This is a genomic window from Prevotella sp. 20925_1_30 (genome assembly GCF_041433025.1).
GTDB classification, from domain to species: domain Bacteria; phylum Bacteroidota; class Bacteroidia; order Bacteroidales; family Bacteroidaceae; genus Prevotella; species Prevotella vespertina.
Genome location: NZ_JAPWAR010000009.1, coordinates 36,467 through 50,259 on the forward strand (window position 1 = coordinate 36,467; position 13,793 = coordinate 50,259).

The following is a 13,793-nucleotide window of genomic DNA, read 5'->3' on the forward strand; positions in this document are numbered from 1 at the left end:
TATGTCTGAAGATACAAAACATATTAGCATTTCTGATTACAACTATCCACTCCCTGATGAGCGCATCGCCAAGTTTCCGTTGACAGAGCGCGACCATAGTAAGCTTTTGCTTTATAAGCATGGTGAGGTATCGGAGGACATTTTTTATAATCTTCCTGAATATTTGCCTAAGGGAGCGTTGATGGTTTTCAATAACACGAAAGTTATTCAAGCACGTATGCACTTCCGTAAGGAAACGGGAGCACTTATAGAGGTCTTCTTGATGGAGCCTGCACAGCCAACGGATTATGAGTTGATGTTTCAAACAAATCACGAGTGTGCATGGCTTTGTATGGTTGGAAATCTTAAGAAGTGGAAGGAAGGTGCATTAAAACGTGCATTTGAAATAAAAGGACAAAAACTGACGCTCACAGCGACAATGGACCGCAGCAAGGTGCAGGAGCAAGCTGGTGGAACTAATCATTGGATTCAGTTTGAGTGGGATAATTCAAATATATCATTTGCTGAAATTCTTGAAGTCGTAGGTGAATTACCTATTCCTCCATATCTTAACCGTGCTACAGAGGAAAGTGATAAAGAAACTTATCAAACCATATATTCAAAGATTAAAGGTTCAGTGGCAGCACCTACAGCTGGACTTCACTTTACCGATAAAGTACTGAAAGCTTTGGATGAGCATGGTGTTGATCGTGAGGAACTTACACTTCATGTGGGTGCTGGAACCTTCAAGCCTGTGAAGAGTCTGGAGATAGAAGGGCATAGCATGCATACGGAGTTTGTCGTTATTCGTCGTCAGACCTTAGAGAAACTACTGAAGCATAATTGCCATGCTATTGCTGTCGGAACGACAAGTGTGAGAACACTGGAAAGCCTTTATTATATGGGGGTAAAGTTAGTGTTATCTCCAAATACAATAGAGAAGGACCTTCATGTAAATCAATGGGAGCCATACGATTTACCACATAATGCAGATGGACTGGTAGAAGTGGATGGTAAGGTGATAACTGCGGAGAATTCTATTCGTCATTTACTTGCTTATTTGGATAAAGACGGATTAAATGTGTTACATTCAAGTACACAGATTATCATTGCTCCTGGTTATACTTATAAGATAGTCAAGGCACTTGTAACTAATTTTCATCAACCACAATCAACGTTGTTGCTTTTGGTGAGTGCTTTCGTAAAGGGCGATTGGCGTAAGGTTTATGATTATGCCCTCAGCCATGATTTCCGTTTCCTTAGCTATGGAGATTCTTCGTTATTGATACCATAGTATTATTCCCTCAGCGTGAGGATTTATAAAACTTATTTATTATAAGTAGACTTGGTATTTAAAAGAGGGAGGAAATGCAGCTAATTGATAAGATATTGGTTGTATTCTTTATAAACATTAAGAAGAAAAAGGATGAAAATAGGTGATAAAGTTAGATTTTTAAGTTCTACTGGTGGTGGAGTTATTGCTGGTTTCAAAGGTAAAATAGTGTTGGTTGAAGATGAAGACGGTTTTCAGATTCCAACAGTAGCCAGTGAGGTTGTTGTTGTTGAGGATGCCGCTACTGACCGTGCAAAACTGCGTATCGACCAGCAGCAACGCAAGATGGAGAAAGGCGAGGACAATCGTAGCATTAAGCAACGATTGACAGCTTCGGGAACTGAAGAAGAGGAAGTAGGAGAGGATTGGCGTGATGTTGATGCAGACATAGAACCGCATGATGACCCTTCCGTTAATTTTGAAGCTCCAGTGAGAGAACGTATTGGTGGTGATGAGTTGTCTATTTATCTTGCTTTCACACCTACCGATATAAAGAACCTCACGACTACGCACTTCAAGTCTTATCTTGTCAATGATTCAAATTATTATGTTCATTTCTCCTACTCTTTAAAGCAGGAAGATAAGTGGGTATTGAAGGCTGTTGGCGAATTGGAACCAAATATGAAGTTGTTGATTGAGGACTTCACGCTTGCTGACCTCAACGATATGTTGCAGGGATGTGTTCAGCTTCACAGTTATAAGAAGGATAAGCCTTTCGCACTCAAGCCTACTTGTGATCTTCAGGTAAAGATTGATGCCGTGAAGTTCTATAAGCTCAATACTTTCCACGAAAGTGTCTTCTTCGAGCAGCCAGCATTGATATACACGTTGATTGAGAAGGATAAGCCTGCTCAGCACCCGATGTTGGAACCTTTAACAAGGAAAGGTGAGGACGAAGCCACAGAGAAGTTGAAGGTGGGTTATGCGTCACCAAGCCGTCTGTCAGAAGAAGAGATTGATAAGAAGACGGAGGAACTCTCCAAGCGTTATAAGTTTGAGCGTAAGAAGCCAGCAAAGCAGATTCTCAGCGATGACAAAATTATAATAGACCTTCATGCTGACGAATTGCTTGAGACAACAGCGGGTATGACAGCGGCAGATATTCTTGAATATCAATTAGATGTCTTCCGTCGTACGCTCGAACAATACAAGGCGCATCGTGGCAAGAAACTCATCTTCATTCATGGGAAGGGCGAAGGCGTATTGCGCCATGCAATCATTCATGAACTTAATTATAAATACAAACATTATTCTTACCAAGATGCTTCTTTCCGTGAATACGGCTACGGAGCTACTCAGGTAACAATTAAATAATTTTTTCATTCAATATGAAACACGGACTTATAAAGGTGGCTGCAGCTATTCCTGCAGTGAAGGTTGCAGATACAAAATTCAACCTTATAGAAACAGAAAAGCAGATTGCCATTGCTGAAGGGCAAGGCGTAGAGATTATCGTTTTCCCAGAACTTTCAATAACGGGTTACACTTGTCAAGACCTTTTCCAGCAGCAACTTCTTCTTGACGATACTGAGCAGGCTGTCATCGATCTGCTCGAATTTACTCGCCAATTAGATATCACCGTCATTGTCGGTGCGCCTGTAGCTGTGGGAGCATTGCTCCTTAATTGCGCATTGGTCATTCAACAAGGAAAACTCTTAGGCATCGTAGCAAAGACCTTCCTGCCTAACTATAGCGAGTTTTATGAGAAACGATGGTTTGCATCTTCACAAGACTTGCGCCCACAGCACATTCTCTTTGCAGGGAATAATATTCGCGTGACACCAGAGTTGCAGATTTTCCGTACGTCAGAGGGGGCTACCTTTGCCATAGAAATCTGTGAGGATGTATGGGCACCAACACCACCGAGCAATCATCTTGCCTTGGCAGGTGCAGAGATTATCTTCAACCTTTCTACCAGCGACGAACTCATCGGAAAGCATACCTACTTGAAGTCACTGCTTGCCCAGCAAAGCGCACGTACTATCAGCGGATACGTTTATAGTAGTAGTGGTTTTGGTGAGAGTACGCAGGATGTTGTCTTTGGCGGAAATGCATTGATTTTTGAGAATGGCTCACTTGTTAAGCAGTCAGAGCGTTTTCAGATTGACCCACAGTTAGTTATATCTGAAATTGATATTGAAAATTTACGTAGCGAACGTCGTACCAATAGTACCTTTGTCAACGCGCAACGTCCTGTTGCGTCAGGATTAGCTGGTGTTACTGGTCAGATTGATGAACTTGCCTTGCACGTAGATTGCTTGCCACCGCTCAAGCCTATGCGTGAGTTTACGCTGACACGCGAGTTCGACCAGCATCCTTTTATTCCTAAGACAGAGAATATGCAGGAGGCTTGCGATGAAATCTATAATATTCAGGTGAGTGGATTGGCTAAGAGGTTGGTACATACTAATTGCAAATCAGCAATTATTGGTATCAGTGGTGGACTTGATTCCACCCTTGCCCTCCTTGTCGTTGTCAAGACCTTTGATAAGCTTGGATTTGACCGTAAGGGGATTGTTGGTGTTACCATGCCAGGGTTCGGAACAACGGGCAGAACCTATAAGAATGCAATGGCACTGATGGAACATCTCGGTATCACGATTCGTGAGATTGATATTAAAGCCTCTGTTTTGCAGCATTTTAAGGATATTGGTCATGACCCAGAGGTACACGATTCTACTTATGAGAACGCACAAGCTCGTGAGCGTACGCAGATTTTGATGGATTTGAGTAATCAGATGAACGGACTTGTCATTGGTACGGGCGACCTTAGCGAACTTGCCTTGGGATGGTGTACCTATAATGGCGACCATATGAGTATGTATGCCGTAAATGCGAGTGTGCCAAAGACGCTGACGCAATATCTTGTGTGTTATGCTGCCGACACAACTAAGGATGAAAATGTACGTAAGACATTGATAGACATCGTGGAAACTCCAATCTCACCAGAGCTAAAACCTGCTGATGATAAGGGAGAAATTGCACAGAAGACAGAAGACCTTGTTGGTCCTTACGAACTTCACGATTTCTTCCTCTATTATGTTCTTCGCTGCGGTTTTCGCCCTTCAAAAATCTATTGGATGGCACAGAATGCCTTTCGTGGAGTTTATCCCGACAGCGTCATTCTCCATTGGATGCGCATTTTCTTTCGCAGGTTCTTCTCCCAGCAATTCAAGCGTTCATGCTTGCCAGACGGACCAAAGGTGGGCAGCGTGAGTCTTTCACCACGTGGCGACTGGAGAATGCCTTCTGATGCAATGTCAACCAACTGGCTCAATGAGTTGGAAGGACTGTCATGAAACGAATAATCATTCAACTTATCTTCCTACTGATTCCTCTGTGCACACCTGCGCAGGGGAATCTTCCTTTACTTCCGTTGCCTGTGCTTGAATTACTGCAATATCAGGTGCAGAAAGGGAAGCGGACGGTTGCACCTTATCTTTTCAGTAAGTATGGACTCAGACGAATTCCGACAGAGTTAGTAGCTGATGACACACGTCAGTTGTGGGGGTGGCACGTCGGTCCTAATGCTGACTTCGACCAATCAAAACAACCTTTCTACAGGCTCTTTGCAAAGAAGGATAATTCAAGCCTTGCTGTCATTGACGATAGGGGAGGAGCGTTGCAAATCGTCTTTTGGGACAAGGGATATTATCATACATTGGTGTCTGGTCTTCGGGCACATGGCTACCAGCTGCAGCATGTGAAGCCTGCGACTAATGTTCTTCGTTTTCAGCGTGAGGGCAGCTCTGTGATTGTTGATGTAACGGTGTGGTCGGATATATATATTTTAGAACTCCATAACTAAGTTTGCTATTGTAGGCTTTCTTTTACTTGGAGTAAAAGAACTACCTTATTTATTGAATGTGATAAAATATATTTACACTGTTTTGTGAGTAGTTGGGTTGGGGAATGAAACAGAGGTCTTTTAATCTTTCTTACAACTATCTCGTTCTTAGATAGTTATAGATGGCGTTAGAGAAGACGCCTAACAAGAGTTAAGAAAGGCGTTAACAACATGCTAAAAGGGCGTCTTTTAGATGGCAATAAAGGCTTAGTTCGACTGTAGTTAAGCCTTAATACATTTGGAATAGAGGAAAAATATTAACATTCTTGCTTGCTTCCTTTCTGTTTCTGTACGAAGAGGATATTTAGATTTAATAATCTATTCTATACCTAAAATGAAATAGTTATTTTAGTATTTTACGTTCATTTTCTTCGTTTTTTGTAGGATATTACTTATCTTTGTGAACTCATTAAGCAATCTTTATCAAAAACAAATCTATTTATAAATATCTTATGAGAAACGGACTACTTTTGTTGTTAATGTTATTATTTTGCTGCAGTAATGTACATGCAAAAGATGACGCAATCCCTGTTCAAGGTAGAGTACTTGACAACATGACAGGGGAAGGAATACCAGGGGCAAAAGTTTACTTGATGACATCAGACAGTGTGGTCATTGATAGTATGATTACCTATCCTGCAGAGGCTGGAGAAGATGTGGGATTCTACCGCTTTGAACACTTGACAAAAGTCGGGAATTACATCGTACGTGCAAGTGCTGAGGGGTATGAGGACGGCTATATGCACTGTGTGTTGAGGAGTAAGCGTGAGTTTTTTGTATCTGTAAAGCCTATACGATTGGCAAAGGCGCACGAATTGGCAGAAGTGACCGTAAAGGCTACAAAGGTTAAGATGGTTGTTGCGGGCGATACGATTGTTTATAATGCTGATGCTTTCAACCTTGCAGAGGGGAGCATGCTCGATGCGCTAATTAGCAAGTTGCCAGGCGCACGACTGACCAAAGATGGGCAAATATTCGTCAATGGCAAGTATATTCAAAGCCTTTTAGTCAACGGACGAGAGTTTTTCAGTGGAAACCCAAAGTTGGCATTGGAGAATCTACCTGCCTATACGGTTAATAAAATCAAGGTTTTTAACAAGTCGGGAGCAGCTTCAAAGTTGGCAGGACGTGATATGGGCGACAAGAACTATGTGATGGATGTAAAGCTGAAGAAGGAGTATGCCGTAGGCTATATGGGTAACGTTGAAGCTGGTGCAGGTTCGAACAACAGATATAAGCTACGTGGCTTAGCCATAAAGTTCTCTGACAAAGAACGCATCGGAATATTTGCCAATAGCAACAACCTTAACGACAATCAGCGAGCGGCACTCAATGGCGAGTGGAGTCCACAAGATGTAGGGAGTGGATTGCAGACGACTAAAACGGTTGGTGCTCAATATATGCGCTTTTTAGGAAATGAATTTTCTTGGTTCGACCTTAGTAGCCTTTGGAATCATACAAATACTGATGACGAATCTCTTTCTTCAAAACAAACGTTTTTATATGGTGGAGACTCTTATCAGCATAGCAGGTATAAGTCGTTAGGAAGTTCTGAAAATTGGTCAGCGGGCAGCAATTTATGTATCCAAAAAGACGAATATTATACGATTAATAACCTTTCTTTTTCATATACCCATAGTCATGGCTTAAATAATAGTAGTATTGAGACTTCTGATAATCAATCACTACTTAACCGTATGCTATCGGCAAATAGCCTTGAATCGAGGAATGTTGATTTTAATCTTCAAAATAGAAATGGTATCAGCATTATTGCTGATATGATTAGGTGGAATTTTGGAATCAATTATAACCGTAACACGCAAAAGACCTTTTCTCTACAGGATTTGACCTATCTACAGCATAGCCTTCCACGTGATTATCGTAATCAATATATAAACCGCCTTAATCAAAACCTTAAGTTATCAGCTGGTATCAGTTATACTTGGACTTTTAGAAATATTAGCTTACAACCTGAGTATAATTACGCATATTCTTATATAAAAACGGATAATCCACTCTATCGTCTTGATAAGATTTCTGGACGTGATAGCAGCTTGTTCGATAGATTGCCCTCTGCCACAAACATCTTGGCTACAGTCCTTGATAATGGGAATACTTATCACTTTACAGAATATCAAAATAGTCATCGCTTTAACTTCTGCTATAGAGATTTGCATAGTAAACTCTTGAAGTGTGAGATAAGTGTAAATCTGCCTGTTCGTATAGCTCATGCCAACCTTTATTATCAACGTATGGGACGACACGATGTGTCTCGGCAGAGTATATTCTTTGAACCTAATATATGGTTGAGGGGTAACGCATGGGAGATAAAAGCTAAGATAAATTCTGAATTACCTGACCTTACAACGATGGTTAATTATCGTGACGATAGCAATCCTATGAATATTATATTAGGCAATACGCAGCTTCGTAATATTCATTATTATGACATAGAAGGTGGTAAGACATTTGAGGGGAAGAAACATAGTCGCCTTAACATTAATATGGGTTATCATCAGACGGATAATGCTGTGGCTTATAGTCTTGTATTTGATAAACAAACAGGTGTTTCAACCGTTCAGCCCATTAGCGTAAATGGTAATTATCGCATGGATTTAGGAATAGGATATACTCGTCCGCTGGATAAAAAAGAGAAATTAAGTATTGATAATCAAGCATCTTTTAACTATAATCATAACGTTGACATGGCAATGGTACAAGGGGCTACACAAAGTCAACGAAGTATTGTAAATAACTGGAAAATAAGTGATGTCTTGAAACTTAATTATCGTCCCGATGATAACTATGAGTTCACACTTCATGGCGGAGGTACATATTATCTTATCAAGAGCCAGCGTGAGGGATTTAATAATATTCATGCAGGAGATTATAATATAGGTATGAATGCGCAAATAACTTTGCCTTGGAAACTACAATTAACAACTGACCTAACAATGTTTGCTCGCCGTGGTTATCAGCTCTCAGAAATGAATACTACCGACTGGATATGGAATGCACAACTTAGTCGCAGTTTCATAAATAAGAAACTTTTAGTTAAGTTGCAAGGCTTTGACATACTCCGTCAGCTCTCTAATACTCAATACTTAATGAACGCACAAGGAAGAACGGAAACATGGAATAATAGTATTCCACGATATGTAATGTTGTCCCTGTCATGGAGATTTAATGTAAATCCTAAAAAGAAATAAAGCCCTTGAAATAATATGTCTTGATAACATTTTTTCGTTATAAGCCCTTTGTGGTATCAAAAAATGTTCGTATCTTTACACCTTGAAAAAGTACGAAAACGGCTCAGAAAGGAAATAAAGGCTATTGTGGGCAATTTTAGCCTTATGGGGATGAGCTCGTTAAAGTGATAGAAATTTATAACAGAAAAAATATATAATGGACGAAAATCAGACAATTGATCAGGACAGAATTATGAAGATCAACATCGAGGAGGAGATGAAAAGCTCCTACATCGACTACTCAATGTCGGTGATTGTGGCACGTGCCCTCCCTGATGTTCGTGACGGTTTTAAGCCTGTTCACCGCCGTATCCTCTTCGGTATGCGCGGTATCGGTAACTTTAGCAACCAGCCTTACAAGAAGTGCGCCCGCGTTGTCGGTGAGGTACTTGGTAAGTATCACCCACATGGTGACTCTTCTGTTTACGGTGCGCTTGTGCGTATGGGGCAGGACTGGAATATGCGCTACAAGTTGGTTGATGGACAGGGTAACTTTGGTTCTGTCGATGGTGACTCTGCTGCTGCGATGCGTTATACTGAGTGCCGCCTCTCAAAGATGGGTGAGCACGTTATGGACGATATCGAGAAGGATACGGTTGACATGGTCAACAACTTCGACGATACGTTGCGCGAACCAGCTGTGATGCCTACAAAGATTCCTAACCTGCTTGTTAATGGTGGTAATGGTATTGCTGTGGGTATGGCAACAAATATTCCTACGCATAACCTTAGTGAGGTTATTGATGGATGTTGTGCTTATATTGATAATCCAGAGATATCTACTGATGGTTTGATGGAGTTTATTCCTGCTCCAGACTTCCCAACAGGTGCTTATATTTATGGTCTTCAAGGCGTTAAAGATGCCTATGAGACTGGTCGTGGCCGTGTCGTAATGCGTGCTAAGGCTGAGATTGAGAGCGATGAGAACCACGATAAGATTGTTGTGACAGAGATTCCTTACGGAGTTAACAAGCAGCAGCTTATCGAATATATCGCTGACCTCGTGAAGGAAGGAAAGTTGGAGGGTATCTCTAACGTTAATGACGAAACGGGCCGTCAGGGTATGCGTATCGTTGTTGATGTGAAGCGTGATGCCAATGCAAACGTCATTCTGAATAAGCTTTTCAAGATGACAGCATTGCAGAGTTCTTTCTCTGTAAACTGTATCGCATTGGTAGCGGGTCGTCCACGTCTGTTGAGCCTTCGTGAGTGTATTAAGTACTTTGTTGAACATCGTCATGATGTAACTATCCGTCGTGCACAATTCGACTTGAAGAAGGCACAGGAACGCGCACATATCTTAGAAGCACTGATTAAGGCTTGTGATAATATTGATGAGGTTGTACGTATTATTCGTGCCAGCAAGACACCATCAGAGGCACAAAGAAACCTCGAGAAGCGTTTTGAATTCGATGAGCTTCAATCAAGAGCAATCGTTGATATGCGTTTGTCACAGCTTACAGGTCTGCGTCTTGACCAGTTGCATCAAGAGTTTGAGGAATTGATGCAAACCATCAAGGACTTGCAGGAGATTCTTAATAACCCTGAGCGTTGTAAGGAAGTGATGAAGGAAGAGTTGCAGGAGGTTAAGGAGAAGTATGGAGATGTTCGTCGTACAGAGATTATCCCTGATGAGCATGAATTTAATGCTGAGGACTTCTATCCTAATGACCCTGTTGTTATTACTATTAGTCACCTTGGTTATATCAAGCGCACTCCACTTGCAGACTTTAAGGAGCAGGCTCGTGGTGGAGTAGGTTCTAAGGGTGCTCGTACACGTGAGAAGGACTTCACCGAATATATCTATCCAGCAACAATGCACCAGACAATGCTGTTCTTTACTCGTAAGGGACGCTGCTACTGGATGAAGTGTTATGACATCCCAGAGGGTGATAAGAATTCAAAGGGCCGTGCTATTCAGAATATGCTTTCACTTGAGCCGGGCGACTCTGTTAACGCATTCTTGCGTATTCAGGGTTTGGATGATGACGACTTCCTCGATTCTCACTATGTAGTATTTGCTACAAAGCAGGGTATCGTTAAGAAGACTTCTCTCCGTGCTTACTCACGTCCTCGTACCAATGGTGTGATTGCTATTAACATCAATGAGGGAGATGAGGTTGTAGACGTTCGTCTGACAAATGGTCATAACGAACTTATCATCGCTGACCGCAATGGTCGTGCTTGTCGTTTCGATGAGTCAAATATACGTACTATGGGCCGTGTGTCTACAGGTGTACGTGGTATGCGTTTGGACGAAGATGGTCAGGACGAAGTTGTTGGTATGATTGTTGTTAATGACCCTGTTAACGAGACGGTTATGGTAGTATCTGAGGAGGGCTACGGAAAGCGCTCACAGGTAGAGGACTACCGATTAACTAATCGTGGCGGTAAGGGTGTTAAGACGCTGAATATCACGGATAAGACTGGTAAACTTGTTGCCATCAAGAACGTTACGGATGATAACGACTTGATGATTATCAACAAGAGCGGTATTGTTATTCGTATGTCAGTTGCCGAATGCCGCGTAATGGGTCGAGCAACACAAGGTGTGCGCCTAATAAACCTCGCTAAGAAGAATGATGTCATCGCATCTGTATGTAAGGTGATGAGCTCTGAGATGGAATCACAGGTTGAGGATGATAGTCGTGAAGACCTCCCAAACACTGATGAGGATATTAAGGGAGAGGCATCATCAGTAGATAATACAGAGGTGACACCTGTTGATTTCGAGTAAACGAGTTGACGAGTTGACAAGTTGACGAGTTGCTTGTTTCAAAGCTCATAGAAACAACGGTAATCATAATTATGAATTCTGAATTATGAATTAAGAATTAACATAGGATTCTGAATTAAGAATTAACATAGAATTATAAACCTTTTAATAAAGATCACTAATATGAAGAAGTTAATGTTCGCAGCATTGATGTTACTCAGTACATCTGCTGCATTCGCTGGCGACAGCGAGCCACTGAAGGCAATCCTTAAGGCACAGAGCTACGCAGAGGCTGCTGAGCTCATTAAGGCTAACCTCGGACAGCTTACAGACAATGCTGAGAAGGCAAAGGCTTATGACAAGCTCTATCAACTTGCTATGAAAAAGGTAAGTGCAGAGCAGGGTGTTCAGCTTGAGAACCAGACTAACCAGCAAATGGGTAAGGAAGGTAACAAAGCTGTTGATGAGAAAGGTCTCTACGAGGCTGTAGGTCAGGCTTTCGATGCTGCTGAGGAGATTGTTAAGTATGACAATATGCCTAACGCAAAGGGTAAGGTTAAGCCTAAGTATACAGGTATTGCTGATGAGCTCTATCCACTCCGTGGTCAGCTTATTAATGGTGGTATCTTCTATCAGGGTGCTAAGGATGATGCAAATGCTTATAAGTATCTTGCTCGTTACGTAGACTCTGCTGATGAGCCAATGTTCTCAAAGTTTGATAAGTCTAAGGATGAAAACTTGAATGAGATTGCTTACTTCGCAACTTATTATGCTTATCAGAATAAGGATTTCAAGAAGGCAGAAAAGTATGTATCTTATGCTTTGAAGAGCAAAGATCGTGCGAAAGATGCTCAACAATTACAGCTAGCCATCTTAGGTTCACAACTCAAGACACGTCAAGATTCTTTAAATTATGCTGACAAGCTCGCTGGTATTTATGCTCAAGATCCTGAGAATGATGCAGTATTGACCACATTGACTTCTACTTATAGTGCACTTGGTATGCAAAATAAGGCTGAAGAAATCGTAAATTCAGCATTAGCAAAGAATCCTAACAGTTATGGTGCATTAGTAATGATGGGTCAGTTTGCAAGTCAAAAGAAAGACTATGAGACAGCTGCTAATTACCTTTCTAAGGCTTTGGAACAAGCAAAGGATGACAATGCAAGGATTGCTATCAATGCTTCAATTGGTCAGTGCTGGTTCTATAAGGCTCAAGAGCGTGTAGCTGCTGTTAAGGGAGTTCTTTCTCCAGCTGCTCGTGCTCAGTTTAATGAGGTATATAACAAGGCTATCTCTTATCTTGAGACAGCAAAGAAACTTGACACTCTCAAAGAGCAAAAGTCTTCATGGGCTTATCCTCTTTATGGATGCTACTACTTTGTAAAGGGTGCTCAAGCTCCTGAGACACTAGCAGCAGCTGCTGACGCTGGTGTACAATAATCAGCAGTAATAAATCCTCTCTTATGTGTAAGTTATCTTCTTAGGTAATATACATGAGAGGGGAAATTTTTTTAACTAAAATGTCATAAATGAGAAGGCTACTAACACTATTTATATGTGCGTTATTCTGCATTCAAATTGTAGAAGCACAAGATATGCATAAGCAAGCGGAGTCTTTTAATCGCCTAGCTAGGAACGCTTTTTCCAAAATAGAGAAACAATCGGATAGGGATTCTATTACCATTTTTAAGACAGTTGTTGATGGGGTAGAATATTCACTGAAATGTGATGAGTTTGATAGAATGCCTAATCGAAAAGGAAAAATCTTACCAGAGTATGAGGAGGAGAATAAGAAACGTTTGTCTATATTGCATCCAATGCTGATTGATGCAGGGAAATATTTTTATAAAAAGTCTTATTTAAAGCAAGAGGGGATTGATGCCCTGAAGCTCTATTTAGAAACTAGAAAATCGCCATTAGTAAAGGACAATGTAGACGAATCAGGGGTTGCTGCATATTATTTAGCTTATTTTTATTTGAAATCTCGTAATTTAAAGATGGCTAATGAGTATGCTGATATAGCCATGCAATATGATGAGAGTGCCCAAGCCTCAGCAGAGATAAAAGCTCAATGTATGCACGATCAAATGGTAAATGCTGAAGACTCTCTTCGTTATTTATCAGTTATACAGAGATTGTATCGTTCAGATCCAACAAATGAAACCTATTTTTCATGGATTATGAAATTTTATCAGAATCCAACTCCAAGATTTAATTTAGAAGATTTTGTAGATGATTGTTTAGAAAATAATACAAATTCTATTGTACCTTGGATTTTAAAAGGAGAGATTGCTATGCGTGCCGAACGTTGGGAAGAGGCAATAGATGCGTATAGGCAAGCGGATGAGATCGATCCTAGTAATATTCCAGTGGCTTATAATATAGGGGTATGTTTGAATAGTTTAGGGATGGTTTTACGTGATTCTGTCTTGGCAAAACGAAAGAAGGGGGAGAATGTTTCGGATAATGAGTTTATGAAAGTCTTTGCAGAGGCTCGTACCTATTTAGAACGTGTAAGGGCAAAAGATCCACGTCGAAACAAAGTTGATTGGATAGCACCGCTCTACCTAACTTATACAATACTAAATGATAAAATAAAGGCCGAGGAGTTAGAGCCTTTAGTAACAAAATATCAGAAGAGTGAAAACGATTAAGGTTCTTATATTA

General features: G+C 41.0%; 8 protein-coding genes. All 8 read left to right on the forward strand.

What is annotated here, in order from left to right:
• The first annotated feature begins 1 nt into the window (after position 1).
• Entirely contained in the window at positions 2 to 1,273 is a 1,272-nt protein-coding gene (locus O3603_RS05670) for an S-adenosylmethionine:tRNA ribosyltransferase-isomerase (protein ID WP_371521393.1), read from the forward strand.
• 132 nt (positions 1,274 to 1,405) lie between these two features.
• Positions 1,406 to 2,626, forward strand: a complete 1,221-nt coding sequence (locus O3603_RS05675) for a DUF2027 domain-containing protein (RefSeq protein WP_371521395.1) — start codon at positions 1,406 to 1,408, stop codon at positions 2,624 to 2,626.
• A 14-nt stretch (positions 2,627 to 2,640) separates the two neighbouring features.
• Positions 2,641 to 4,611, forward strand: coding sequence for an NAD(+) synthase (locus tag O3603_RS05680; protein ID WP_371521397.1), 1,971 nt, complete (start codon positions 2,641 to 2,643; stop codon positions 4,609 to 4,611).
• Positions 4,608 to 5,120 (forward strand): hypothetical protein, encoded by a 513-nt coding sequence (locus O3603_RS05685; protein WP_371521398.1) that lies wholly within the window; start codon positions 4,608 to 4,610, stop codon positions 5,118 to 5,120. The genes O3603_RS05680 and O3603_RS05685 overlap by 4 nt, the downstream gene beginning before the upstream one ends.
• Positions 5,121 to 5,611: 491 nt before the next feature.
• The gene (locus tag O3603_RS05690) at positions 5,612 to 8,368 is read left to right on the forward strand and encodes an outer membrane beta-barrel protein (protein ID WP_371521400.1); all 2,757 of its coding nucleotides are present in this window, start codon (positions 5,612 to 5,614) and stop codon (positions 8,366 to 8,368) included.
• A gap of 196 nt (positions 8,369 to 8,564) precedes the next feature.
• Positions 8,565 to 11,144 (forward strand): DNA gyrase subunit A, encoded by a 2,580-nt coding sequence (gene gyrA, locus O3603_RS05695; protein WP_371521402.1) that lies wholly within the window; start codon positions 8,565 to 8,567, stop codon positions 11,142 to 11,144.
• A 162-nt stretch (positions 11,145 to 11,306) separates the two neighbouring features.
• Positions 11,307 to 12,566, forward strand: coding sequence for a hypothetical protein (locus O3603_RS05700; protein WP_314519112.1), 1,260 nt, complete (start codon positions 11,307 to 11,309; stop codon positions 12,564 to 12,566).
• An 89-nt stretch (positions 12,567 to 12,655) separates the two neighbouring features.
• Positions 12,656 to 13,780 (forward strand): tetratricopeptide repeat protein, encoded by a 1,125-nt coding sequence (locus tag O3603_RS05705; RefSeq protein ID WP_371521404.1) that lies wholly within the window; start codon positions 12,656 to 12,658, stop codon positions 13,778 to 13,780.
• The last annotated feature ends 13 nt before the right edge of the window (positions 13,781 to 13,793 follow it).